This is a genomic window from Erwinia sp. BNK-24-b, assembly GCF_047456155.1.
Lineage (GTDB): Bacteria > Pseudomonadota > Gammaproteobacteria > Enterobacterales > Enterobacteriaceae > Erwinia > Erwinia phyllosphaerae.
Genome location: NZ_CP179901.1, coordinates 181,779 through 205,527 on the forward strand (window position 1 = coordinate 181,779; position 23,749 = coordinate 205,527).

23 protein-coding genes and 1 pseudogene are annotated in these 23,749 nt (G+C 52.3%); 20 read left to right on the forward strand and 4 right to left on the reverse strand.

What is annotated here, in order from left to right:
• The first annotated feature begins 373 nt into the window (after window positions 1-373).
• The 12 genes from ACMGGR_RS00805 to ugpQ all read left to right on the forward strand — a co-directional run bounded on the left by ACMGGR_RS00805 (window position 374) and on the right by ugpQ (window position 11,674).
• Window positions 374-1,486: a branched-chain amino acid ABC transporter substrate-binding protein gene (locus tag ACMGGR_RS00805; protein WP_414147949.1), complete on the forward strand. Its 1,113-nt coding sequence runs from the start codon at window positions 374-376 to the stop codon at window positions 1,484-1,486.
• Between the two features lie 51 nt (window positions 1,487-1,537).
• Complete coding sequence (gene livH, locus ACMGGR_RS00810) at window positions 1,538-2,464, forward strand: high-affinity branched-chain amino acid ABC transporter permease LivH (RefSeq protein ID WP_246761228.1); 927 nt, start codon at window positions 1,538-1,540, stop codon at window positions 2,462-2,464.
• Window positions 2,461-3,732, forward strand: coding sequence for a high-affinity branched-chain amino acid ABC transporter permease LivM (locus ACMGGR_RS00815; protein ID WP_414147950.1), 1,272 nt, complete (start codon window positions 2,461-2,463; stop codon window positions 3,730-3,732). Before livH ends, ACMGGR_RS00815 begins: the two co-directional genes overlap by 4 nt.
• Window positions 3,729-4,493, forward strand: a complete 765-nt coding sequence (livG, locus tag ACMGGR_RS00820) for a high-affinity branched-chain amino acid ABC transporter ATP-binding protein LivG (protein WP_246761226.1) — start codon at window positions 3,729-3,731, stop codon at window positions 4,491-4,493. Before ACMGGR_RS00815 ends, livG begins: the two co-directional genes overlap by 4 nt.
• Window position 4,494: 1 nt before the next feature.
• Window positions 4,495-5,202, forward strand: coding sequence for a high-affinity branched-chain amino acid ABC transporter ATP-binding protein LivF (gene livF / locus ACMGGR_RS00825; RefSeq protein WP_246761225.1), 708 nt, complete (start codon window positions 4,495-4,497; stop codon window positions 5,200-5,202).
• Window positions 5,203-5,437: 235 nt separating this feature from the next.
• Window positions 5,438-6,037, forward strand: a complete 600-nt coding sequence (locus ACMGGR_RS00830; protein ID WP_414147951.1) for a pesticin C-terminus-like muramidase — start codon at window positions 5,438-5,440, stop codon at window positions 6,035-6,037.
• 1 nt (window position 6,038) lies between these two features.
• Window positions 6,039-6,455 (forward strand): hypothetical protein, encoded by a 417-nt coding sequence (locus ACMGGR_RS00835; protein WP_414147952.1) that lies wholly within the window; start codon window positions 6,039-6,041, stop codon window positions 6,453-6,455.
• Window positions 6,456-6,693: 238 nt separating this feature from the next.
• Window positions 6,694-8,013, forward strand: a complete 1,320-nt coding sequence (gene ugpB / locus ACMGGR_RS00840; protein WP_414147953.1) for a sn-glycerol-3-phosphate ABC transporter substrate-binding protein UgpB — start codon at window positions 6,694-6,696, stop codon at window positions 8,011-8,013.
• A gap of 89 nt (window positions 8,014-8,102) precedes the next feature.
• Window positions 8,103-8,990, forward strand: coding sequence for a sn-glycerol-3-phosphate ABC transporter permease UgpA (ugpA, locus tag ACMGGR_RS00845; protein WP_414147954.1), 888 nt, complete (start codon window positions 8,103-8,105; stop codon window positions 8,988-8,990).
• A complete protein-coding gene (gene ugpE / locus ACMGGR_RS00850) occupies window positions 8,987-9,835 on the forward strand; it encodes a sn-glycerol-3-phosphate ABC transporter permease UgpE (RefSeq protein ID WP_246761220.1) in 849 nt (282 codons plus the stop codon). The genes ugpA and ugpE overlap by 4 nt, the downstream gene beginning before the upstream one ends.
• 1 nt (window position 9,836) lies before the next feature.
• Window positions 9,837-10,904, forward strand: coding sequence for a sn-glycerol-3-phosphate import ATP-binding protein UgpC (locus tag ACMGGR_RS00855; protein ID WP_414147955.1), 1,068 nt, complete (start codon window positions 9,837-9,839; stop codon window positions 10,902-10,904).
• Window positions 10,901-11,674 (forward strand): glycerophosphodiester phosphodiesterase, encoded by a 774-nt coding sequence (gene ugpQ, locus ACMGGR_RS00860; protein WP_246761218.1) that lies wholly within the window; start codon window positions 10,901-10,903, stop codon window positions 11,672-11,674. The genes ACMGGR_RS00855 and ugpQ overlap by 4 nt, the downstream gene beginning before the upstream one ends.
• 192 nt (window positions 11,675-11,866) lie before the next feature.
• Here the strand turns inward: ugpQ and ACMGGR_RS00865 are convergent, their stop codons facing one another.
• Entirely contained in the window at window positions 11,867-12,157 is a 291-nt protein-coding gene (locus ACMGGR_RS00865; RefSeq protein WP_246761217.1) for a DUF2756 domain-containing protein, read from the reverse strand.
• Window positions 12,158-12,313: 156 nt separating this feature from the next.
• On the opposite strand from ACMGGR_RS00865, the gene ggt reads away from it, so the two are divergent.
• A complete protein-coding gene (ggt, locus tag ACMGGR_RS00870; protein WP_414147956.1) occupies window positions 12,314-14,056 on the forward strand; it encodes a gamma-glutamyltransferase in 1,743 nt (580 codons plus the stop codon).
• A 45-nt stretch (window positions 14,057-14,101) separates the two neighbouring features.
• On the opposite strand, the gene ACMGGR_RS00875 is transcribed toward ggt, so the two are convergent.
• Complete coding sequence (locus tag ACMGGR_RS00875) at window positions 14,102-14,599, reverse strand: GNAT family N-acetyltransferase (protein ID WP_414147957.1); 498 nt, start codon at window positions 14,597-14,599, stop codon at window positions 14,102-14,104.
• Window positions 14,600-14,813: 214 nt separating this feature from the next.
• Here ACMGGR_RS00875 and ACMGGR_RS00880 point away from each other — a divergent pair, with 214 nt between their 5' ends.
• The 5 genes from ACMGGR_RS00880 (at window position 14,814) to gntU (ending at window position 20,444) form a co-directional block, all read left to right on the forward strand.
• Window positions 14,814-15,968: a Fic family protein gene (locus ACMGGR_RS00880; RefSeq protein ID WP_414147958.1), complete on the forward strand. Its 1,155-nt coding sequence runs from the start codon at window positions 14,814-14,816 to the stop codon at window positions 15,966-15,968.
• Between the two features lie 457 nt (window positions 15,969-16,425).
• On the forward strand, window positions 16,426-17,121 hold the full coding sequence (locus tag ACMGGR_RS00885; RefSeq protein ID WP_414147959.1) for a pirin family protein: 696 nt from the start codon (window positions 16,426-16,428) through the stop codon (window positions 17,119-17,121).
• A 94-nt stretch (window positions 17,122-17,215) separates the two neighbouring features.
• Window positions 17,216-18,211, forward strand: coding sequence for a gluconate operon transcriptional repressor GntR (gene gntR, locus ACMGGR_RS00890; RefSeq protein ID WP_246761212.1), 996 nt, complete (start codon window positions 17,216-17,218; stop codon window positions 18,209-18,211).
• 348 nt (window positions 18,212-18,559) lie between these two features.
• A complete protein-coding gene (gntK, locus tag ACMGGR_RS00895) occupies window positions 18,560-19,093 on the forward strand; it encodes a gluconokinase (protein WP_246761211.1) in 534 nt (177 codons plus the stop codon).
• Between the two features lie 10 nt (window positions 19,094-19,103).
• Complete coding sequence (gene gntU / locus ACMGGR_RS00900; RefSeq protein ID WP_246761210.1) at window positions 19,104-20,444, forward strand: gluconate transporter; 1,341 nt, start codon at window positions 19,104-19,106, stop codon at window positions 20,442-20,444.
• A gap of 340 nt (window positions 20,445-20,784) precedes the next feature.
• Here the strand turns inward: gntU and ACMGGR_RS00905 are convergent, their stop codons facing one another.
• Entirely contained in the window at window positions 20,785-21,021 is a 237-nt protein-coding gene (locus ACMGGR_RS00905; RefSeq protein WP_414147960.1) for a hypothetical protein, read from the reverse strand.
• Window positions 21,022-21,201: 180 nt separating this feature from the next.
• Here ACMGGR_RS00905 and ACMGGR_RS00910 point away from each other — a divergent pair.
• Window positions 21,202-21,409 (forward strand): annotated as a pseudogene (locus ACMGGR_RS00910) (hypothetical protein); the annotation flags it as partial.
• A 61-nt stretch (window positions 21,410-21,470) separates the two neighbouring features.
• Here the strand turns inward: ACMGGR_RS00910 and ACMGGR_RS00915 are convergent.
• Entirely contained in the window at window positions 21,471-22,064 is a 594-nt protein-coding gene (locus ACMGGR_RS00915) for a YhgN family NAAT transporter (RefSeq protein ID WP_246761207.1), read from the reverse strand.
• Between the two features lie 257 nt (window positions 22,065-22,321).
• Between ACMGGR_RS00915 and asd the strand changes: the two genes are divergently transcribed.
• On the forward strand, window positions 22,322-23,431 hold the full coding sequence (asd, locus tag ACMGGR_RS00920) for an aspartate-semialdehyde dehydrogenase (protein ID WP_414147961.1): 1,110 nt from the start codon (window positions 22,322-22,324) through the stop codon (window positions 23,429-23,431).
• Window positions 23,432-23,749: the final 318 nt, after the last annotated feature.

Here is a 23,749-nt window from a genome sequence, read left to right on the forward strand (position 1 = left end):
TTCCGTGCCGCTGCAAAGGCATATTGTAGCGAAATTATACACGGAAGGACGTGAAACTTTTTTTGTATAAAAACAAAGCAATCTGTCAGGGGGAGGATTAAAGTTAAAAGTAAAACGCTGAGAAAGCGCGCTGAACACAGAATAACCCGCTGGCTGGCGACAGAATAACCCGTGTTCGTACCAGTGATTCATGCTGATTGTGGCGGCGATATCACATTATGTCAGTTGATTTACAGAAGAATATTCCTGTTTAATAACCTGAAATTTAAAGCCTTATTCCTTAAAAGGGCCGCATTGATCGCTAAGCCGTTATTCTTACAGCGGTTATCGGTCGACAGTATAAAAAACAAACACAACTGATGGGGTAGTCAGGATGAAAATGAAAGGTAGCGCGTTTTTAGCAGGCTGTATGGCACTGGCACTCAGCCATGCCGCCACGGCAGAAGATATCAAGGTCGCTATTGTTGGCGCCATGTCTGGCCCGGTAGCGCAATATGGCGATATGGAATTCACCGGCGCGAAGCAGGCCATTGCCGATATCAACGCAAAAGGTGGCGTTAACGGTAACAAGCTGGTGGGCGTTCAGTACGATGACGCCTGCGATCCGAAGCAGGCTGTCGCCGTCGCTAACAAAGTGATTAACGACGGTATCCGTTACGTTATTGGGCATCTCTGCTCTTCTTCCACCCAGCCCGCTTCCGATATTTATGAAGATGAAGGCGTGCTGATGATCACGCCCGCAGCAACCAATGCCGATCTAACCACCCGCGGCTACAAAATGATTATGCGTACGACCGGTCTGGATTCTGATCAGGGGCCGACGGCGGCGAAATATATCCTTGAGAAAATCAAACCGCAGCGCATCGCCGTTATTCATGACAAACAGCAGTACGGTGAAGGGCTGGCGCGTTCCGTGCAGGACAGCCTGAAAAAATCGGGCGGCAACGTAGTGATGTTTGAAGGCATTACCGCAGGCGACAAAGATTTCTCCACGCTGGTAGCGCGCCTGAAAAAAGAGAACGTCGATTTCGTCTATTTTGGCGGTTACTACCCGGAAATGGGACAGATCCTGCGTCAGTCGCGCGCGGCTGGCCTGAAAACTGGCTTTATGGGGCCGGAAGGCGTGGGTAACGCTTCGCTCTCTAATATTGCTGGCGCGGCTTCTGAAGGCATGCTGGTCACGCTGCCAAAACGTTACGATCAGGTACCTGCCAACAAACCTGTTGTTGATGCGCTGAAGGCGAAAAAGCTGGATCCAACCGGGCCGTTTGTCTGGACGAACTATGCCGCGCTACAGGCTCTGACCACCGGTATGGAGCGCAGTAAAAGCGCCGAGCCAGAAGAGATTGTAAAAAACCTGAAAGAGGGCGCGCCAGTACCAACGGTAATGGGCGATCTGAGCTGGGATACCAAAGGCGATCTGAAAGGTTTTGAGTTCGGTATCTTCACCTGGCATGCCGACGGCTCTTCTACCGCCGTAAAATAAGACTGTTTCCGCGAGCGTCGTTCCCGCTCGCGGATGTGTTAAGGGTAATCTATGTCTGAGCAGTTTCTCTATTTTCTGCAGCAAATGTTCAACGGCGTCACGTTGGGTAGCACCTATGCGCTGATTGCCATTGGCTACACGATGGTTTACGGCATCATTGGCATGATCAACTTCGCCCACGGCGAGGTGTATATGATTGGCAGCTACGTTTCTTTTATCGTTATCGCTGCGCTAATGATGATGGGCATTGACGCCAGCTGGCTGCTGATTGGCGCGGGTTTTATCGTCGCTATCGTTATCGCCAGCGCTTATGGCTGGAGCATTGAGCGCGTCGCCTACAAACCCGTACGTTCTTCCAAAAGATTGATCGCACTGATTTCCGCCATCGGCATGTCTATCTTTCTGCAAAATTACGTCAGCCTGACTCAGGGCTCGCGCGATTTAGCATTGCCGAGCCTGATTACGGGCCGGTGGACGCTGGGCGTCAGCAACGGTTTTGCCGCCACCATTTCCACTATGCAGATTGTTATCTGGAGCGTGACCTTTGTTGCCATGCTCGCCTTAACGCTGTTTATCCGCTATTCACGTATGGGACGCGCCTGCCGCGCCTGTGCGGAAGATTTAAAGATGGCCAGCCTGCTGGGTATCAATACCGACCGCGTTATTTCGCTAACCTTCGTTATTGGCGCTGCGATGGCCGCGGTTGCGGGCGTATTGCTGGGCCAGTTTTATGGCGTGATCAATCCTTATATCGGTTTCATGGCAGGAATGAAGGCCTTTACCGCAGCGGTGTTGGGCGGCATCGGTAGCATTCCCGGAGCCATGCTGGGCGGTTTGATTTTGGGCATTGCCGAGGCGCTGACTTCCGCTTATCTGAGCACTGAATACAAAGACGTGGTCTCATTTGCGCTGCTGATTGTGGTGCTGCTGGTCATGCCGACCGGTATTTTAGGGCGTCCGGAGGTGGAGAAAGTATGAAATCCAGCCTTGTTAACGCCTTTATTTCAGCGGTTATGCTGCTGGTTCTGGCCGCCTTCTTTATGGGCATGCGGCTGAATCTGGACGGAACGCATCTGGTCGTCAACAACGCGGGCAGCGTGCGCTGGAACTGGATCATCATCGGCTGTGTGGTGGTGTTCTTCTTCCAGCTTTTACGTCCTGTTTTTCAGCGCGGACTGAAAAGCATTTCTGGCCCGACGCTGGTGTTGCCCGGTATTGACGGCTCCACGCCAAAGCAAAAGCTGTTTCTGCTGCTGCTGATTGTCGCTGCGGCCGTCTGGCCTTTCCTGGTATCGCGCGGCACTGTTGATATCGCGACGCTAACGTTGATCTATGTAATGCTGGGTCTTGGCCTGAACGTGGTCGTTGGACTTTCTGGCCTGCTGGTGCTGGGCTATGGCGGTTTTTACGCTATCGGCGCTTACACCTTTGCGCTGCTTAACCACTATTTCGGCCTGGGTTTTTGGGAATGTCTGCCGCTGGCGGGCATCGTGGCCGCGCTGTTCGGCCTGCTGCTTGGTTTCCCGGTGCTGCGCCTGCGCGGTGACTATCTGGCTATCGTGACGCTGGGCTTTGGCGAAATCGTCCGTATTCTGCTGTTGAATAACACGGAAATTACCGGCGGCCCGAACGGCATCAGCCAGATCCCCAAGCCATCATTTTTTGGTCTGGAGTTTAACCGTAGCGTGCGTGACGGCGGCTGGGATACCTTCCACCACTTCTTTAACCTGAAATACGATCCCAGCGATCGCATTATCTTTCTTTACATGGTGGCGCTGCTGCTGGTCGTGATAACGCTGTTTGTCATTAACCGATTGCTGAGGATGCCGCTTGGCCGTGCATGGGAAGCCCTGCGCGAAGATGAAATCGCCTGTCGTTCGCTGGGCCTGAGCCCGACGCGCATCAAGCTGACCGCCTTCACTATTAGTGCCGCTTTTGCCGGTTTCGCCGGTAGTTTGTTTGCGGCGCGCCAGGGGTTTGTCAGCCCGGAATCCTTCACCTTTGCTGAATCGGCCTTTGTGCTGGCTATCGTTGTGCTGGGTGGCATGGGCTCGCAGTTCGCGGTTATCCTGGCGGCCGTGCTGCTGGTGGTTTCTCGCGAGCTCATGCGCGACCTGAACGAGTACAGCATGCTGGTGCTCGGTGGCCTGATGGTGCTGATGATGATCTGGCGGCCACAGGGCCTGCTGCCGATGCAGCGCCCGCACCTGAAGCTGAAAAATGTGGATAAAGGAGAGCAGCCATGAAGCCTCTGTTAGCCGTAAACGGCCTGATGATGCGCTTTGGCGGCCTGCTCGCGGTCAATAACGTGGCGCTGGAACTGCGTGAGCAGGAGATCGTTTCGCTGATTGGCCCAAACGGCGCCGGAAAAACAACGGTTTTCAACTGCCTGACCGGCTTTTATCGTCCGACAGGCGGCAGCATCATGCTTGGTGACCGTGAGCTGGCAGGTTTAGCCGGCCAGCAAATTGCCCGGATGGGTATCGTACGCACCTTTCAGCACGTTCGCCTGTTCCGGGAAATGACGGTAATCGAAAACCTGCTGGTGGCGCAGCATCAGCATCTGAAAAGCGGCGTTTTCGCCGGACTGCTGAAGACGCCCGCGTTTCGTAAAGCAGAAAGCGAGGCGCTGGACAGGGCTGCCAGCTGGCTGGATCGCGTTGGCCTCCTGACGCTGGCCAATCGTCAGGCGGGCAACCTGGCTTATGGTCAGCAGCGCCGTCTGGAAATCGCCCGCTGTATGGTTACGCGGCCAGAAATCCTGATGCTGGATGAACCAGCGGCGGGCCTGAACCCAAAAGAGACGCTGGAGCTGGACGAGCTGATCGCCGAGCTGAGAAGCGAGCACAAGGTCTCGGTACTGTTGATTGAACACGATATGAAATTGGTAATGGGCATTTCCGACCGCATCTACGTGGTCAACCAGGGTACGCCACTGGCGAACGGTACGCCGGAAGAAATCCGCAACAATCCGGATGTTATCCGCGCTTATCTGGGGGAAGCATAAAATGCCAATGCTCTCTCTTGAAAACGTCAGCACGCACTACGGTAAAATCCAGGCGCTGCACAATGTCAGCCTGCATATTGAACAGGGCGAAATCGTCACGCTAATCGGTGCGAACGGTGCGGGCAAAACCACTATTCTGGGTACGCTCTGCGGAGAACCGCGGGCAAGCCAGGGAAAAGTGCTGTTTGATGGCAGGGATATTACCGACTGGCAAACTGCCCGCATTATGCGCGAGGCGATAGCTATCGTGCCGGAAGGCCGCCGCGTTTTTTCCCGCATGACGGTAGATGAGAACCTGGCGATGGGCGGCTTCTTTGCCGATCGGCAGCAGTATCAGAGCCGTATCAAGCGCGTCTACGAGCTTTTCCCTCGTCTCTATGAACGGCGCGTACAGCGTGCGGGCACTATGTCCGGCGGCGAGCAGCAGATGTTGGCCATTGGCCGTGCGCTAATGAGCCAGCCGCGTTTGCTACTGCTGGACGAGCCTTCGCTGGGTCTTGCGCCAATTATTATTCAGCAAATCTTCGATACCATCGAACAGCTACGTCAGGAAGGCATGACCATCTTTCTGGTGGAGCAAAATGCTAATCAGGCGCTGAAGCTGGCGGATCGCGGCTACGTGCTGGAAAACGGCCACGTGGTGCTGGAAGACAGCGGCGCAGCGCTGCTGGCGAATGAAGCAGTACGCAGCGCTTATTTAGGCGGCTAAATTGAAGGGGCCGATTCTGGCCCCTTTATTCCACGTATTACATTAAAAAAGCTTAGCTTAATATTCCGCACATTTTTATTATATTTTGAGCGCTGTCTGCCGTTCTCTCTTTTTTATTCCTTCCTGAAATCAAAAAACTATAAATAAAATGCGATAAAATTATTGCGACAGGATAAAAATAAGGCGTACTATTTCGCCAGTGTCAATGAATGACAAATAAGCCAAAGGAGAGGCTATGCTGGAACCCAAAGAAGGATTGCTGACGTTTCGCGCGGAAGGGGATAATTACCCCGGCAGCCGCTATTATTCAAGAAAAATCCACTGGCCTGGCAATAGCGCAGGCTGTGCCAGAGATGCTTCCGGCGTAACGATTGGCCGGGGGTTTGATTTGGGAAGCCGTACAAAAGAGGAAACATTACAGTACTTAGCGAAAGCGGGACTTTCCTCCGAGCATGCTAAAAAAATTGCTGAAGGAAGCAGGCTTAAGTATTGTCAGGCAAGAAGGTTTGTGAAGGAAAACCAGGATAGTATTGGTGAAATAACCGAATCTCAGCAGTTGCAGTTATTCAATGTTACTTATATTGAATATGTGCGCGATGCAAAGAGATTTTATAATGCCTACAAAGGGGATGGCTCTTTACCCTGGTCCAGGTTAGACCATAAAATAAAAGAAATTTTTGTGGATATGAAATACCAGGGAGCATTGCGTATTGAAATGGTAAGGTTTTTTGAAAAGAATGAGAAAGAAGAGGTTATCAAATTAATCCTGTCTAATGCCAGACTTAAAAGAGATGAAGATAACCGGCAAAGAATCTCTTACTTAAAAGGAAGATGAAATGAAAAGAAATAATATACCTGCTTTTTTATTTCTTGTGCTTACTGCATTTTTTTCTTATTCATGTTACGCCGACAACGTTGATGAGGTAAGTTTTGTCGGGAAAAGATATGAGATATATATTACTGAGTCTGATTGTCAGCATGCAGTTGATTGTAATGATGTGAAAGCCCGACTAATTGATAAAGATAAACAGAAAAAATATAAAGTAACAGGAGAGGCCATTGTAACAGGGTTTGGCAGAAATCTTCGGGGTTATACACTTTACCACGGAAGTTATAAATATGAGCTTAGCAGACCTGAAATACGACCAGATACAGTGGTGGATTTAAGTCAATGGCTATTGGATGTTTATAAAAAAACGGAGCGGGGGACTTTTGATAAAATATTTAGTGAAAGTGGCGAGGTAAATATATAAAAACGTTAAGCGCAATAGCATTATATTTTGCTCTGCAATTTCCTGGCAGAACTGATGCCAGGAAATTGCTTTACTAACAGGGCTTTTCCGTCATCTCCCTGTCATCTGCCGCTCATTAGTCTGTCATCCGGCCGTCATATAGCTGTTATCTTTCCTTCATTTTTGCATGTCATGTTACCTGCCGACCACTTACCGCGCGCGGCTTTGCGCCTTTTGACACCGGGTACAGGAAACCGATATGCCATTGTTCTCAAGTTTATCCAGACTGAGCATTGTAGTGGGGCTAACCCTAAGCGGGCAGGCGCTGGCCGCCACCGATATCCCGTTCTGGCACTCTATGGAAGGCGAGCTGGGCGTGGAGGTTAACTCCCTCGCGCAGCGCTTTAACGACTCCCATCCTGATTACAAGATCGTACCAACCTATAAAGGCAACTACGAACAAAGCCTTGCCGCTGGGATCGCCGCCGTACGCTCTAACCGCGCACCGGCCATTCTGCAGGTTTACGAAGTCGGCACGGCAACGATGATGGCTTCTCACGCTATCGTGCCGGTCTACGATGTTTTTAAAAATGCGGGCATTCCTTTTGACGAAAAACAGTTTGTGCCGACGGTTTCCGGTTATTACAGCGACTCGAAAACGGGCCATCTGATTTCACAACCGTTTAACAGCTCTACGCCAGTGCTTTATTACAATAAAGACGCGTTTAAAAAAGCGGGCCTGAACCCGGATGAGCCGCCCAAAACCTGGCAGGAGCTGGCAAAAGATGCCGCCGCGTTGCGTAAATCCGGTATGAGCTGCGGTTATGCCAGCGGCTGGCAGGGCTGGATTCAGATTGAAAACTTTAGCGCCTGGCATGCTCTGCCGGTCGCGACTAACAACAACGGCTTTGATGGCGCTGATGCCGTACTGGAATTCAATAAGCCAGTTCAGGTGCGCCATATCCAGATGCTGGAAGAGATGAATAAAAAAGGTGATTTCACCTACTTCGGCCGCAAAGATGAACCCACTGCCAAATTTTATAACGGTGACTGCGGCATCACTACGGCATCATCCGGCTCGCTGGCTGATATCCGCCATTATGCCAGATTCAATTATGGCGTTGGCATGATGCCATATGATGATACGGTGCCAAATGCGCCGCAAAACGCCATGATCGGCGGGGCCAGCCTGTGGGTAATGAAGGGCAAAGATGCCGCCACTTATAAAGGCGTCGCGGAATTTATGCAGTTCCTGGCGCAGCCGGAAATTGCTGCCGAATGGCATCAGAAAACCGGTTATCTGCCTGTCACCACAGCGGCCTACGATCTGACGCGCAAACAGGGCTTTTACGATAAAAATCCGGGGGCCGATATCGCCACGCGCCAGATGCTGAACAAGCCGCCGTTGCCGTTCACCAAAGGGATGCGCCTGGGCAATATGCCGCAGATCCGCACCATCATCGATGAAGAGCTGGAAGGCGTCTGGACCGGCAAGAAAACCCCGCAGGCCGCGCTGGATAACGCCGTTACTCGCGGTAACCTTCTGCTGAGACGTTTCGAGCAAACCGTTAAGCAATAAATCTGTAGCGCAGCCGTGCCGCAATAACGGTTCGGCTGCATTTCAGGTGGCGCTTATGCTGCCTTCAGGCGCATTTTCAGAGTCTTTTTATGTCCTCTTCACGTCCTGTTTTTCGTTCACGCTGGCTGCCTTATCTGCTGATGCTGCCGCAGCTGCTGATTACGCTGATCTTCTTTCTCTGGCCCGCTGGTGAAGCCTTATGGTATTCGGTACAGCGCGTCGATCCTTTCGGTATATCCAGCACTTTTGTCGGCATGGAAAACTTTACCAGGCTGCTGGATGATGAGTATTACCTTGATTCCTTTAAAACCACGCTGATTTTTAGCGGTCTGGTGACGGTAATTGGCCTGGTAGTGTCGCTGTTTTTTGCCGCGCTGACCGATCACGTTCTGCGACTGAAGCGCTTCTATCAGACGCTGTTTCTGCTGCCCTATGCCGTTGCACCAGCGGTCGCGGCGGTGCTATGGATGTTTCTGTTTAGCCCCGGCCAGGGATTGATTACGCATTTTCTTGGCCAGCTTGGCTACAGCTGGAACCATGCGCAAAACAGCGGCCAGGCGATGACGCTGGTAGTACTGGCTTCCGTCTGGCAGCAGATGAGCTACAACTTCCTGTTTTTCTTTGCGGCGTTGCAGTCTATCCCCAAATCGCTGACCGAAGCGGCGGCTATTGATGGCGCTGGCCCGGTACGTCGTTTTTTCCAGATTTCGCTGCCGCTGATTACGCCGGTGGGATTCTTTCTGGTGGTAGTCAACCTGGTTTACGCCTTCTTTGACACCTTTCCGGTTATCGATGCCGCAACGGGCGGCGGGCCGGTACAGTCGACCACCACGCTTATCTACAAAATTTATCGCGAAGGCTTTGCCGGTCTGGATCTCTCCTCTTCTTCCGCCCAGTCGGTGGTGCTGATGGTGCTGGTAATAGCGCTGACGGTGATTCAGTTTCGCTATGTCGAGAAAAGGGTGCGTTACCAATGATTGAAAATCGACGCGGGCTGACCATTTTCAGCCATATCATGCTGGGGCTGGGCGTATTGACCGTGCTTTTTCCGCTTTACGTGGCTTTTGTCGCCGCGACGTTAAGCAACAGCGAAGTCTTTCAGGTGCCCATGCCGTTAATCCCCGGTCACGCTCTTTGGGATAATATCAGCGCTATCTGGCAGCACGGCGTGGCGCAAAATACCGCGCCTTTCGGCAAGATGTTGTTCAATAGCACGCTGATGGCGCTGGCGATTACCATCGGGAAAATTTCGGTCTCGATCCTGTCCGCCTTTGCGCTGGTGTGGTTCCGCTTTCCGCTGCGCGGGCTGTTTTTCTGGCTGATTTTTATCACGCTGATGCTGCCGGTTGAAGTACGTATCTTTCCGACGGTCGAAGTCATTTCAAACCTGCACATGCTGGACAGCTATAGCGGGCTAACGTTGCCGCTGATGGCTTCCGCGACCGCGACCTTTCTGTTTCGCCAGTTTTTTATGACCCTGCCGGATGAGCTAATCGAAGCAGCACGCATCGACGGCGCGGGACCGATGCGCTTCTTTTGGGACATCGTGCTGCCGCTGTCAAAAACGAATCTGGCCGCGCTGTTTGTCATCACCTTTATTTACGGCTGGAACCAGTACCTCTGGCCGTTGCTGATTATCAACGATATTGATTTAGGCACAGCCGTAGCGGGTATCCGCAGCATGATTGGTACCGGTGACGGCACCCCCACGCAGTGGAACCTGGTCATGGCGGCCATGCTGCTGACCATGATCCCACCGGTAATGATTGTTTTAGTGATGCAGCGCGCTTTTGTTCGCGGGCTGGTAGAGAGCGAGAAATAGCATGGCAGGCGTAAAATTTCAGGCCGTCACCAAATCTTATGACGGCAAAAACCAGATTATCCAGCCGCTGGACGTTGATATCCGCGACGGCGAATTTATGGTGATGGTAGGGCCTTCCGGCTGTGGCAAATCAACACTGCTGCGTATGGTGGCCGGGCTGGAGCAGGTAAGCAGCGGCGATATCTATATCGACAGCGAACGCGTAACCAACCTGGAACCGAAAGATCGCGGCATCGCGATGGTGTTTCAAAACTATGCGCTCTACCCACATATGAGCGTTGAGCAGAATATGGCTTACGGGCTGAAAATCCGCGGTATGGGTAAAGCGCATATTCGTCAGCGCGTTCTGGAGGCGGCCAAAAGCCTGGAGCTGGAAGCGCTGCTACACCGTCGTCCGCGCGAGCTTTCCGGCGGCCAGCGTCAACGCGTGGCAATGGGGCGTGCTATCGTGCGTGAACCAGCGGTTTTCCTGTTTGACGAGCCTTTATCCAATCTTGATGCGCGGCTGCGGGTACAGATGCGGCTTGAGCTACAGCAGCTGCATCGTCGCCTGCAAACCACCAGTCTGTACGTGACGCACGACCAGGTTGAGGCGATGACGCTGGCACAGCGCGTAATGGTGATGAATAAAGGCGTACTGGAGCAGCTAGGCACGCCGGTTGAGATCTATGAACGGCCCGCCACGCGTTTTGTGGCCAGCTTTATTGGCGCGCCCGCCATGAATCTGCTGGAAGGAGAGATCAGTCCGGATGGTTCACAGCTGCTGCTGGCGGCAAGCGCCGTACCTCTACCGCAGGCTAAACCACAGTGGGCAGGCCGCCAGTTGACGGTAGGGATCCGGCCAGAGCATATCAGGTTAGCCGACAGGCAAAGCGGGCTGGCGCTGGCGGTAGAAACGCTGGAGATGTTGGGCGCAGATAATCTCGCCCACGGCAAATGGGGCAACAGTAATATGGTTGTGCGTTTGCCCCACGTCCAGCGTCCGGCCATCGGTAGCCTGCTGTGGCTGCATTTACCGCCAGAATCGCTACACTTCTTTGACACTCACAACGGACAACGGCTCGAATGACTGCTAAAACCTGGCCTTATCCCGCTATCGTCGCCCATCGCGGCGGCGGCAAGCTGGCTCCGGAAAACACCCTCGCCGGTATTGATACCGGCGCGCGGCTGGGCCATAAAATGATTGAGTTTGACGTTAAGCTGTCGCTGGACGGCGAAATCTTTTTGCTGCACGACGATACGCTGGACAGAACCAGCAACGGCTGGGGCATCGCCGGACAGCTGCCGTGGGAGAAGCTGCTACAGCTGGATGTCGGCGGCTGGTTCGGTAACGATTTTGCCGGTGAGCGACTGCCGCTGCTGTCACAGGTTGCGGAGCGCTGCGCTTCCTACAACATGATGGCTAATATTGAGATCAAGCCCACTACGGGGCTGGAAGCGGAAACCGGACGCGTCGTGGCGCTGGCGGCTCGCGAGCTTTGGCAAAACCAGACCGCGCCTTTGCTGTCATCATTCTCTTACGATGCGCTGGCGGCGGCGATGCAGGCCGTACCGGAACTGCCGCGCGGGCTGCTATTGCACGAATGGCATGATGACTGGCAGCAGATGACCGAGAGCCTTGACTGCATATCTGTGCATTTCAACCATAAAGTATTAAATCAGGAGAGGGTGGCGGCGCTAAAAGCGGCGGGGCTACGGATTCTGGTTTATACGGTTAACCAGCCCGAGCGGGCCAGAGCATTACTGAGCTGGGGGGTTGATGCTATCTGTACCGATCGTATCGATCTGTTAAGTGCCGACTTTGCTACATCTTCGGCTGGCGTCCAGGCTCCAGACTGACGTTCAGAGCGTTAAACGTTTTACACGGACTGGCGATGCCGCTCTTTATAAAAGCAATGCCGTAGGTGCCAACCAGCGAGGCGGCGTCTGCGGCAAGCTTTCAGAATCTGAGCTGGCAAACATCATCATTTGTGGCTGGTGGCAAAGCGTTTACCGACTGCGCTTTGCCAGCGTTCTCTGTCTCAGAAACTTTTAATTATTGTTCTGCTGAACCGGTGGCGCGGTAGTTGCACCAGGCTGCGTCTGCAACACGCGTTGCGAAGCGCTGTCGCGTTGCTCCTGCACTTTGCGCTGTAGCTGCTGGCTCTGCTGCTGCTGATCCTGCTGCAATTTCCTCTGCTGCTGCGTTTGTTGCGTCTGCATTTGTGACTGCATGCGCTGCGAGCTGGGGTTGTAGCCCGGCTGGTTTGGATCCGTATTGTTTATTACCTGCGCCATGCTGCCAAGCGGCAACAGCGCGACACAAACGATTAACCATTTCATCTGATACCTCCCTATTACTGTTACTTCATTGTATGCCAGCCGCTCCCTTTCAGCCTGAGGCCCGTTCTGAATTTGCATGATGTCTCGCCTTTCTGCTTATTTTGTGCATAGTTAGAGTCGGTAAACAAACGTAAATAATACTAATAAGAGGTTACTATGGGACAAAGCAGGACAAAGCTGGCAGCAGCGCTGGTAACGGCGTTGTTTCTTTGCCAAAGCGCAACGGCAGCAACAACTGCGCCGCCAGTCTCTTATGGCGTGAGCGCGGATACTTTCCATCCGGAAACGGCGCAGCATGGTATGGTTGCTTCTGTGGATGCGCTGGCTACGCAGGTAGGCGTGGACGTGCTGAAGCAGGGCGGTAACGCCGTCGATGCGGCAATCGCGGTTGGCTACGCGCTGGCGGTAACGCATCCGCAGGCCGGCAATCTTGGCGGCGGCGGCTTTATGCTGATCCGTACCGCTTCGGGCCGTACTACCGCTATCGATTTTCGGGAAATGGCACCGATTAAGGCCAGCCGCGACATGTTCCTGGACGCTCAGGGCAACGCAGACAGTAAAAAATCGCTTACCTCTCATCTGGCTTCGGGCGTTCCCGGCACCGTTGCGGGCTTTGCCTTAGCCCGCCAGAAGTACGGCACGCTGCCACTTGCGCAGCTGATAGCGCCCGCCATTAAACTGGCGGAAAAAGGCATTGTGGTCAACGAAGCGCTGGCCGACGACCTGAAGGTTTATGGTAAAGAAGTGCTGGTTAATCATCCCAACAGCAAGGCCATTTTTTATAAGCCGGATGGCCAGCCTTATGCGCGCGGCGAAAAGCTGGTGCAGCATAATCTTGCCCATAGTCTGAGGCTGATCGCTACCCTTGGCCCGGACGCCTTCTATAAAGGTGAAATTGCCGACCAGATTGCCGCGGAAATGACACAGAACGGCGGCCTGATTGGCAAAGCGGATCTGGCAAACTATAAAGCCGTGGAGCGCAAACCAATTAGCGGCACCTATCGCGGTTATGAAGTCTTTTCAATGCCGCCACCCTCTTCAGGCGGCATTCATATTGTAGAAATCCTGAATATTCTGGAAAACTTCGACCTGGCGAAAATGGGCTTCGGCAGCGCCGATGCCATGCAGGTGATGGCAGAGGCGGAAAAATACGCCTATGCCGATCGTTCTGAATATTTGGGCGATCCCGATTTTGTGAAGGTGCCGTGGCAGGCTTTAACCAATAAGGCCTATGCAAAATCGCTGGCGCAGCAGATTGATGTTAATAAGGCTCGCCCTTCAACAGAAATTAAGCCCGGCAAGCTTGCGCCTTATGAAAGTAATCAGACTACCCATTTTTCCGTGGTGGATAAGCAGGGCAATGCGGTAGCCGTAACCTATACGCTGAACACCTACTTCGGTAGTGGCATCGTGGCAGGGAAGAGCGGCATTCTGCTGAATAACGAGATGGACGACTTTTCTGCCAAGCCGGGCACGCCAAATATTTATGGCCTGGTAGGCGGCGAGGCCAATGCGGTACAGCCTTACAAGCGGCCATTATCGTCTATGTCGCCAACTATCGTGGCGAAAGATGGCAAAACCTGGCTGGTCACTGGCAGCCCGGGCGGTAGCCGGATTATTACTACCGTGCTGCAAATGGTGGTCAACAGCATCGACTTTGGCATGAACGTCGCGGAAGCAACCAACGCGCCACGCTTTCATCATCAGTGGCTGCCGGATCAGCTGCGCGTAGAAAAAGGCTTCAGCCCGGATACGCTGAAGCTGCTGGGTGACAAAGGCCAGCACGTCAAAGTCCTGCCAGCGATGGGCAGTACGCAAAGCATTATGATTGGTCCGGACGGTACGCTGTATGGTGCATCCGACCCGCGATCTATCGATGATTTAACCGCGGGCTACTAACAGCTCACCATAAGGGCGATAGTGGCTATCGCCCTTATGATCGGTTTATTTTTCTCTCAGCCGCGCCATATAAAGCGCATCAACCTGCTCACCATTCCGGATAGCAAAGCGACGCGCAACACCCTCCGTAGTAAACCCAAATCGCTGATAAAGCCTGACGGCAACATCGTTGTCGGCAAATACCGTTAGCTCAATGCGCTCCACGCCCAGCCAGTTATCGCACAGGCTGACCATCTCCTGCATCAAAGCCGAGGCCACACCGCGGCCACGATAGTGGCAGTCAACGCACAGTCCAAAAGTGGCCGTATGACGCCGACGGGCGCGGCCGTTGACTTCCAGGGATAACTCACCGACGACCTGCTCATCGATACAGGCCACCAGACGCTGCATGCCGGGCTGGAGTTTTTGCAGGCGTTCCTGAAGCAAATGAAGCGAAGGATGAGGGATTTGGAGCGTATCGGTATAGGTTTCCGGCTGGCTAAGAATACGATACAGCGCGGCGGCATCCTCAACGGCGGCGTGTCTTATCACTATCTCACTCATCTCTTGCTCCTTTTGGTTATTTCCTTTCCAAAATCAGGGGATCCAGCCAGAAAAGCAAGCGGGAAAAGCGGCATAGAAAGCAGGCTAAAAGAGCGTATTATTTATAAAACCCGTCAGGCGTAGAATGAAAGGAGACTAATTAAAGATTTTTTTAATAAAACGGTGTCTTATTAAAGGACGCTTTAATAAAAACGGCCTAAGAAAGGAGTTTTACATGGAGCAAAGGATTTCAGGTCGATATGTCATCACGCATAGTTACAACGAAAATGTAAAAGCGTTTATTCCTTTTGCATTGCCGCCCGGTTCGCCTGAACTTGCGGTTGATTCATACCGTGCTCTCAATCATCGGGCAGAGCTGGCGATAGCCCGATTATCGGGGATGACGGGATTGGTCATGTCAGGCGAATGGCTGATTTATAGCGCGATACGCAGGGAAGCTTTGTTAACTTCTCAACTGGAAGGGACTCAGGCAACATTAAATGACGTTTTCGATAACGAAGCCGGACTTACTGTAGCCAATGCTGATGATGTTGAAGAAGTCACTAACTACTTGCAGGCTTTTAAATTTATCAGAGAGCAAATTCATTCACCTGTAGGACTCCCCGTCTCTGTTCGACTGCTCACTGAAGCTCATAAAATTTTATTAAAAGGGGTACGTGGCGCAAGTAAACAACCGGGAGCTGTTCGTACTACACAAAACTGGGTTGGAGGAACTCGCCCGGGAAATGCTGCTTACGTCCCTCCACCACCCGAAGAGGTGATAAACCTGCTCAGCGACCTCGAACTCTATATCCATGATAAGCAATCTGGTTTACCTCCACTGGTACGTATTGCCCTGATACACGCCCAGTTTGAAACTATTCACCCATTTCTTGATGGGAATGGTCGTATAGGGCGGTTGTTAATAGCTATGCTGCTTGAAGAATGGCAGCTTCTCCCAGAGCCGCTTTTATATATGTCGGGCTACCTGAAAGCACATCAGACAGAGTACTATCGCCGCCTTTCCCGGCTTCGTGACTCCGGTGACTGGGAATCCTGGGTTGTTTTTTTCCTGAAAGGGGTTGAGGCCGCTGCAGAAGAAGCGCAGCGCAGTATTGTTCAAATTGCCTCTTTAATCGCCAGAGATCGCAAAAAGATATTATATGCTGAGCCGGTTACATTGCAGGCATTTCGGCTTTTTGAATTACTGCCCACAATGCCTAAAGTAAGCGTGGAACGTGCGCAGGCAGAGCTTGGCGTTACCTTTCCTACCGCAAATGCGGCTGTCAAAGCGTTGGTAAAAGCTGGGATCCTCGTTGAGACAACAGGGCGAACCAGAGGAAAAACATTTTTATATCAAGCATACGTTAATCTTTTGCTGGAAGGGTAAGGGTAACCGTCTGCTCTGATTGAAAAAACCTTTCTAAAATCAGGGGATTCAGCCAGAAAAGCAAGCGGGAAAAAGCGCAGGAAAAACTTTACAAGTGCGAATGATAATGATTATTATTGTCATGCGTTTTCGATACGGACTTCACGGGCCGGTCGGGAAGGCACGACATTGCTCACATTGCTTCCAATATTTTTAGCCAGCTCGGGTGCTGGCTTTTTTTTGCCTGTCATCCAGCAAGAGACAGTTTTGTAGCCCATCCCGCGCCTTGTTTTTTCCTGCCATCCGTAACTTCTTTAGTAACTCTTTTCGCGACAATCGTATGCCGTTGCTCACGCAAAGAATCTGAATGTTGTGCTGCAAATTAGTCGAATAATTTGAACAGAGGAGACAATTTTCTCCGCTATCTTCCCGCCCGGTGCAGGTTCAGACTAGCTGAAAACGTTGAGGAGGATTGAATATGATTTATTTACGCAAAGCAGAAGAGCGCGGTCACGCTAACCACGGCTGGCTGGACAGCTGGCACACGTTCTCCTTCGCTAACTACTACGACGCCAACTTTATGGGCTTTTCGGCGCTGCGAGTGATTAACGAAGATGTGATCGACGCAGGCCAGGGGTTTGGTACCCATCCCCATAAAGATATGGAAATTTTGACCTATGTGCTTTCCGGTACCGTTGAGCATCAGGACAGCATGGGTAACAAAGAGCAGATTCCGGCGGGCGAGTTCCAGATTATGAGTGCCGGTACCGGCGTGCGCCATTCAGAATATAACGCCAGCAAAGATATCCCGCTGCATCTGTACCAGATCTGGATTATCCCGGAAAAAACCGGTATTACGCCGCGTTACGATCAGCGTCGTTTTGCCGATGTGCAGGGCCGGCAGCTGGTGTTATCACCGGACGCACGGGAAGGTTCGCTGAAAGTTTATCAGGATATGACTCTTTCTCGCTGGGTCCTGAAACAGGGCGAACAGGATACGGTTGAAGTTGAACTAAATCGCCGTATCTGGATTCAGGTTGTAAAAGGTGATGTCGCCATCAACGATGAGAAAGCGGGCACCAGCGACGCCTTCGCTATCTGGGATGAAGCGGCATTGAGTATTAAAGCCGACAGCGACGCCGAAATCCTGTTGTTCGATCTGCCGCCGGTTTAAGTTCACACTTTGGGCGCGGTCTTCCGCGCCCCTCACCGTTTTCCTGCCATTTTTGTTACACTCAGCTAACTTACCCTCTGACTACCTGAAAAAAATGAAGAAAAAAAGGCCGGTATTACAGGACGTTGCCGATCGTGTAGGCATTACCAAAATGACCGTTAGCCGCTATCTGCGCAATCCCGATCAGGTTTCTGTCGCTTTGCAGAGCCGCATCGCTGAGGCGCTGGACGAGCTGGGCTACATCCCTAACCGCGCGCCGGACATTTTATCCAACGCTACCAGTCGGGCAATTGGCGTGCTGCTTCCTTCGTTGACCAACCAGGTTTTTGCCGATGTACTGCGCGGCATCGAAACCGTTACCGATGCGGCAGGTTACCAGACGATGCTCGGGCACTTCGGCTATAGCGCAGAGAAAGAAGAATTGCAGATGCGTTCGCTGCTGGGCTGGAACATTGACGGGCTTATCCTGACTGAACGAACCCATACGCCAGCAAGCCTGCGCATGATAGAAACGGCGGGCATCCCGGTGTTGGAAATGATGGACTGCGTTTCTCCCTGTCTGGATCTGGCCGTCGGCTTCGATAACGTCGAAGCGGCGCGGCAGATGACGCATGCCATTTTGAAAAAAGGCCATCGCCGCACGGTTTACCTTGGCGCAAGGTTGGATGAGCGCACGCTGTTAAAACACGAAGGTTATGAAAAGGCGATGCGTGAGGCAAACCTGGCGCCGCGCAGTATTATGATGGAAGAACCTTCTTCGTTTTCGATGGGCGGCCTGCTGCTTAAAGAAGCGCAAGCACGTTATCCGGATACGGACAGCCTCTTTTGTACTAATGATGACCTTGCGGTGGGTGCCATGTTTGAATGTCAGCGACAGGGGCTTCGCGTGCCGGAAGATATCGCCATTGCCGGTTTTCACGGCCACGATATTACCCAGGTTGTCACGCCAGAGCTGGCTACGGTACTGACGCCGCGTGAAAAAATGGGGCAGGTTTCGGCCTCGCTGCTGCTGGCACGTATTCGTGGCGAGCAAACAGGAACGCAGCAAATCGACCTGGGTTTTACTATTTCAGAAGGTGGCAGCATCTGATTGTTGGCGGCGACTGGTCATTAACAATCTGCTGACGCGCCCGTCCTTGTCTGCTCTTCAGACCACTAAAATATCCTTCATAGTCATTCGAGCCGCGTCATTTATGGCGCGGTAGGCGCGCCTCATCTCGGACGCACTTCAGCTTTTCAGCCCTCGTTGAGCAGGCTTTTTGTCGCTTTGTGCCGCAAACACTCTGAAACTGTCATTTTTTTGAACCATCTCACATTTACCAGCTTTTTCCTGCGCATCTGTTGCCATACTTCACGGGCGTCCAGACAATGTTACCGATAACAACAGGACGCTAACAACTGACGGGCCAGGCCCAGACATCTTTGCCGGAGTAAAACAATGAACAAATCCCCTTCGTCCAATCATGTTTTTGTGTTGATGGGCGTTTCAGGCAGCGGTAAATCTGCCGTAGCCAATGCCGTGGCTTATCATCTTAAGGCCGCTTTCCTGGATGGCGATTTCCTGCATCCGCGTAGCAACATCCAGAAAATGGCGGAAGGCCATGCGCTGAACGATCAGGACAGGCAGCCGTGGCTGAAGGCGATTAACGACGCCGCTTTTGCTATGCAGCGGACCAACCAGGTCTCGCTGATTGTCTGCTCTTCGCTGAAGCAGAGCTATCGCGACATCCTGCGCGAAGGTAATGACAACCTCTCTTTTGTTTACCTTAAGGGCGATTTCGACACTATCGAATCTCGTCTGCGCGCGCGTAAAGGCCACTTCTTTAAACCACAAATGCTGGTAACGCAGTTTGCAACGTTAGAGGAACCAGGCGAAGACGAGCGCGATGTATTAGTCGTGGACATTAATCAAACGCTGGATGAGGTTGTGGCTGCCACTATTGCCACCATCGAAGGTGCGCTAAAAAACTAAGTGGGATGTAATGGCTACTGCAACACTGGTATTAACCGCCGCAGGCTCTGTTTTGCTGCTGCTGTTTCTGGTTATGAAAGCGCGTATGCATGCTTTTTTAGCCTTGATGTTAGTTTCCGTTGGGGCCGGCATTTTTTCCGGCATGCGGCTTGAAGATATTGCCGCCACCATGCAGAAAGGCATGGGCGGCACGCTGGGCTTTCTGGCTATCGTGGTCGCGCTGGGCGCGATGTTTGGCAAAATTCTGCATGAAACCGGCGCTGTCGATCAGATAGCCGTCAAAATGCTTAAAACGTTTGGCGAAAGCCGCGCGCACTACGCGATGGGCATTGCCGGACTCATTTGTGCGCTACCGCTGTTCTTTGAAGTTGCTGTGGTTCTGCTGATCAGCATCGCTTTTGCTGTCGCGCGCCGGACCGGGGATAACCTGGTCAAGCTGGTGATCCCGCTGTTTGCTGGTGTGGCTGCCGCCGCTGCATTTTTGCTGCCTGGCCCGGCACCGATGCTGCTGGCTTCACAGATGCACGTTGATTTCGGCTGGATGATTTTGCTCGGCGTGTGCGCCGCGATCCCCAGTATGCTGATTGCCGGGCCGCTTTTCGGTAACTTTATCAGCCGCCGCGTGGTGTTTACGCTACCGACGGAAACCAGCCATCCGGAGTTTGACGAAAGCAAAATGCCTTCGTTTGGCTTTAGCCTATCGCTGATCCTGTTCCCGCTGATTCTGGTTGGGCTAAAAACTATTGGCGCGCGCTTTGTGACCGAAGGCACCACGCTGTATGAATGGCTGGAATTTATCGGCCATCCGTTTATCGCCATTCTGCTCGCCTGTCTGCTGGCTATTTATGGTCTGGCCTACCGTCAGGGCATGGACAAAGAGCGAGTGATGCAGATTTGCGGCAGCGCCTTACAGCCTGCGGGCATTATCCTGCTGGTCATTGGTGCGGGCGGCGTCTTTAAACAGGTGCTGGTGGATTCCGGCGTTGGTCCGGCGCTGGGACATGCGCTGACCGGCGCGGGCTTACCGGTTGCGCTGGCCTGTTTTATTCTGGCTGGTGCGGTGCGCATCATCCAGGGATCGGCGACGGTGGCCTGTCTGACGGCGGTTGGCCTGATTATGCCGGTGATTGAGCCGCTGCATTATTCCGGCGCGCAGATGGCCGCCCTGTCTATCTGTATTGCGGGTGGCTCTATCATTTTCAGCCACGTTAACGACGCGGGCTTCTGGCTGTTTGGCCGCTTTACCGGCGCAACGGAAGGCCAGACGCTAAAAACCTGGACGATGATGGAAACCATTCTGGGCACTACGGGCGCTATCGTAGGGATGATCGCGTTCGAGCTGCTTTCTTAGGGATTGGCGGGCAGCCTGACGCTGCTCGCCTTCCTGACCTGATAGTTTTAATACACTAAACGGGCGCCTGATGCTCAGTGGAACGAAAAGTCATGTTAAGTAATTTTGGTCAGGCGGTTATAAAAAAGGATCCGAAAACAATCCTTTTAAATTTAGAACGATGACGTTTTTTATTTCCTGAATTTATAAAAAAACAAGAAAAATAATATTCCAGACATGGCAGATAATAACGCTTTTTGCCATTGATAGGACTCACTTGAATAATAGCTCATTATTGACATGATTATTGAGTATAAAAGCGATGCTGTTATTATTCTCAATAACTTCTTGTCAGGAAGATTCACCACCAGCATTTAGCTCCGTAGATCAATCCTGCCAGGCTACCTCCTCCAAGGGCGCCAGCTAACCAGCCTGGAACTGCGCCCAAGCCTGGAATTGCAACGCTAGCGGTCCACATTCCCGCAAAACCTCCGGTTATGGCTCCACTAATAACTTCTTTGGACATATCTGGGATATTGCAATTTTCTAATCCTGCGCCGGATACTACATCTATTTCTTGAATGTTTAGCGTATGCATTAATATCTCCTTTTTGATTGGATCCCTTTTTGGATGTTAGTAATTTTTATGTTTAGTGCTGTGATAGTGGTCACAGTAATAAAAATGAAGGTTATATTTTTGGCTGGTAACAGGGCGCTTTATTAGCGCTTGAAATAGTTATAGAGTCCTTTTTTAAAAATGATTCCTGAGATGTTTTTCTCTAAGCTTAATCGCCGCTATGCTGTTGCCAGAACCATCTGCCCCGCTCAGAAGAGTGAGAAAGCGATACACCGACGGTCAGGAAGGCCAACCAGGCATTCCGGAGCTGCTTAAGCTCGACCATTATTTCTTCACGCTGGCGACAGTGGTGACCAGAGAACATCTATGGCCATTACAAGAGGTGACAGAGGACGAAAATATTGCTTAACGTGATTTTTCGTTCCTCTGAATGTTACCTCTGGACCAGAAATAATTGCCCACTTCTTTACTCAAAACTTCATATAAGCGCGGATGCCGTCCAGAAACATCTGCGTCGCCAGCATGATCAAAATCAATCCCATCAGCCGTTCCAGCGCGTTAACGCCTTTTTCGCCCAGCAGCCGCAAAAACAGACCTGACAGCAGCAGGATAGTAACCGTTACGCCCCAGGCTATCAGTAACGCCCCGGCCAGATGACCAATCTGGTCGGGATACTGATGGGATAACAGCATCAGCGTCGCCAGCAGTGAAGGGCCAGCCACCAGGGGAATAGCTAACGGCACCAGAAAGGGTTCTTCACCTGCGGGCAGACCGCTACTGCTGCTCTCATGTGAAGGGAAAATCATCTTGATGGCGATCAAAAACAGGATAATGCCGCCGGAAATCGAAACGGTTTCCGTGCGCAGGTTTAAAAAGGCGAGAATTTTTTCACCGGCGAACAAAAATAGCAGCATGATCCCCAGCGCGATCAGCATTTCACGGATCAGCACCGCGCGACGACGTTTCGGCTCCAGATGCTTCAAAACCGACATAAAAATCGGCAAATTGCCCAATGGGTCCATAATAAGCAGCAATAATACGGTTACCGAAATCATCTCTGTCATCGTTTGTTCTCATCGCTCTGCGGATTTTGCCGCCTGTTATAAGCATTACTGCTAAAAAAGCGGGACTAATCGATTTAATTTACTTGCCACTTTTCCAGCATTTTGTAAGGTGATAGCCATATTTCTTTCTTATCACTTTCACTCTAACAGGTCAGGCGATAAATCACAGACGGTTTGCCTTCTGCCGGGTGCCGTATCCGACATATTTCTCTGTCAGAACGGTATAAATGAGTGAACCAGCCTGAAACAGGTGCAACATGAAATCGACAGGACTTATTGGCTGGCGCGGTATGGTGGGTTCCGTGCTGATGCAGCGCATGATGGAAGAACGCGATTTTGACGTCATTCGCCCGGTGTTTTTCTCTACTTCTCAGCATGGCCAGGCCGCGCCGCAGTTCGGTAGCCAGTCGCCGGGGCTGCTGCAGAACGCGTACGATCTGGAGGCGTTAAAGGCGCTGGATATCATTATCACCTGTCAGGGCGGCGACTATACCACCGAGATCTATCCAAAGCTGCGCGCGGCGGGCTGGCAGGGTTACTGGATTGATGCGGCCTCTACGCTGCGCATGCAGGACGACGCGCTGATTATTCTTGACCCGGTTAACCACCAGGTTATTCGCCAGGGCCTGGATAAAGGCATTAAAACCTTCGCGGGCGGTAACTGTACCGTTAGCCTGATGCTGATGTCTCTGGGCGGTTTGTTTGCGCACGATCTGGTGGAATGGGCATCGGTTGCTACCTATCAGGCGGCTTCCGGCGGCGGCGCGCGCCACATGCGTGAACTGCTGACGCAGATGGGCATGCTGCACGATCACGTCGCAAAAGAGCTGCAAAACCCGGCTTCCGCTATTCTGGACATCGAACGTAAAGTTACCGAAATGAGCCGTAATGGCGTTCTGCCGACCGATAACTTCGGCGTTCCGCTGGCGGGCAGTTTGATTCCGTGGATCGACAAGCAGCTGGAAAACGGTCAGAGCCGCGAAGAGTGGAAAGGCCAGGCGGAAACCAACAAAATTCTGCAAACGGCGCAAACCATTCCGGTTGATGGCCTGTGCGTCCGCGTCGGCGCGCTGCGCTGCCACAGCCAGGCGTTTACCCTTAAGCTGAAAAAAGACGTGCCGCTGGCGGAAATCGAACAGCTGCTGTCTGCCCATAACGAATGGGCTACCGTGGTGCCAAACGACCGCGAGCTGACCATGCGCGAACTGACGCCAGCGGCCGTTACCGGCACGCTGAAAACGCCGGTTGGCCGTCTGCGCAAGCTGAACATGGGGCCGGAATATCTTTCCGCCTTCACGGTTGGCGATCAGCTGCTGTGGGGTGCTGCCGAGCCGCTGCGCCGTATGCTGCGTCTACTGGTGGACTAAAGAAGTTAGCCCGGCGCGAGAAAGACATTGCGCCGGGCTTTTCGCCGATTTTTCTGCCAGATCTGGCGTTAACAACCGCCACCGTTTATCGATCTTCCCGCGCTATCCTCTTCGTCAGACCTGATTTTTTGCTTCTGTAAACCCGTAAAGTCCGTCAGATAATCAACCACTCAACGCTTTTTTCCGCCTGTTTTCCCCCGCCGCGCTGCTTTTCAGTTTGTCAATCTGTGAAAGTTTGATCTCAAAGCAATATTTTTCTGCATTCGGTGCGGGCTTTAGTTGCGCCCTGGCTATGCTTAGCTGTATCGGCCGATCGCA

Bases quoted from the DNA above. Each gene is read 5' to 3' on its own strand.
- ACMGGR_RS00805 (WP_414147949.1), top strand. From the start codon at position 374: ATGAAAATGAAAGGTAGCGCGTTTTTAGCAGGCTGTATGGCACTGGCA.
- livH (WP_246761228.1), top strand. From the start codon at position 1,538: ATGTCTGAGCAGTTTCTCTATTTTCTGCAGCAAATGTTCAACGGCGTC.
- ACMGGR_RS00815 (WP_414147950.1), top strand. From the start codon at position 2,461: ATGAAATCCAGCCTTGTTAACGCCTTTATTTCAGCGGTTATGCTGCTG.
- livG (WP_246761226.1), top strand. From the start codon at position 3,729: ATGAAGCCTCTGTTAGCCGTAAACGGCCTGATGATGCGCTTTGGCGGC.
- livF (WP_246761225.1), top strand. From the start codon at position 4,495: ATGCCAATGCTCTCTCTTGAAAACGTCAGCACGCACTACGGTAAAATC.
- ACMGGR_RS00830 (WP_414147951.1), top strand. From the start codon at position 5,438: ATGCTGGAACCCAAAGAAGGATTGCTGACGTTTCGCGCGGAAGGGGAT.
- ACMGGR_RS00835 (WP_414147952.1), top strand. From the start codon at position 6,039: ATGAAAAGAAATAATATACCTGCTTTTTTATTTCTTGTGCTTACTGCA.
- ugpB (WP_414147953.1), top strand. From the start codon at position 6,694: ATGCCATTGTTCTCAAGTTTATCCAGACTGAGCATTGTAGTGGGGCTA.
- ugpA (WP_414147954.1), top strand. From the start codon at position 8,103: ATGTCCTCTTCACGTCCTGTTTTTCGTTCACGCTGGCTGCCTTATCTG.
- ugpE (WP_246761220.1), top strand. From the start codon at position 8,987: ATGATTGAAAATCGACGCGGGCTGACCATTTTCAGCCATATCATGCTG.
- ACMGGR_RS00855 (WP_414147955.1), top strand. From the start codon at position 9,837: ATGGCAGGCGTAAAATTTCAGGCCGTCACCAAATCTTATGACGGCAAA.
- ugpQ (WP_246761218.1), top strand. From the start codon at position 10,901: ATGACTGCTAAAACCTGGCCTTATCCCGCTATCGTCGCCCATCGCGGC.
- ACMGGR_RS00865 (WP_246761217.1), bottom strand. From the start codon at position 12,157: ATGAAATGGTTAATCGTTTGTGTCGCGCTGTTGCCGCTTGGCAGCATG.
- ggt (WP_414147956.1), top strand. From the start codon at position 12,314: ATGGGACAAAGCAGGACAAAGCTGGCAGCAGCGCTGGTAACGGCGTTG.
- ACMGGR_RS00875 (WP_414147957.1), bottom strand. From the start codon at position 14,599: ATGAGTGAGATAGTGATAAGACACGCCGCCGTTGAGGATGCCGCCGCG.
- ACMGGR_RS00880 (WP_414147958.1), top strand. From the start codon at position 14,814: ATGGAGCAAAGGATTTCAGGTCGATATGTCATCACGCATAGTTACAAC.
- ACMGGR_RS00885 (WP_414147959.1), top strand. From the start codon at position 16,426: ATGATTTATTTACGCAAAGCAGAAGAGCGCGGTCACGCTAACCACGGC.
- gntR (WP_246761212.1), top strand. From the start codon at position 17,216: ATGAAGAAAAAAAGGCCGGTATTACAGGACGTTGCCGATCGTGTAGGC.
- gntK (WP_246761211.1), top strand. From the start codon at position 18,560: ATGAACAAATCCCCTTCGTCCAATCATGTTTTTGTGTTGATGGGCGTT.
- gntU (WP_246761210.1), top strand. From the start codon at position 19,104: ATGGCTACTGCAACACTGGTATTAACCGCCGCAGGCTCTGTTTTGCTG.
- ACMGGR_RS00905 (WP_414147960.1), bottom strand. From the start codon at position 21,021: ATGCATACGCTAAACATTCAAGAAATAGATGTAGTATCCGGCGCAGGA.
- ACMGGR_RS00915 (WP_246761207.1), bottom strand. From the start codon at position 22,064: ATGACAGAGATGATTTCGGTAACCGTATTATTGCTGCTTATTATGGAC.
- asd (WP_414147961.1), top strand. From the start codon at position 22,322: ATGAAATCGACAGGACTTATTGGCTGGCGCGGTATGGTGGGTTCCGTG.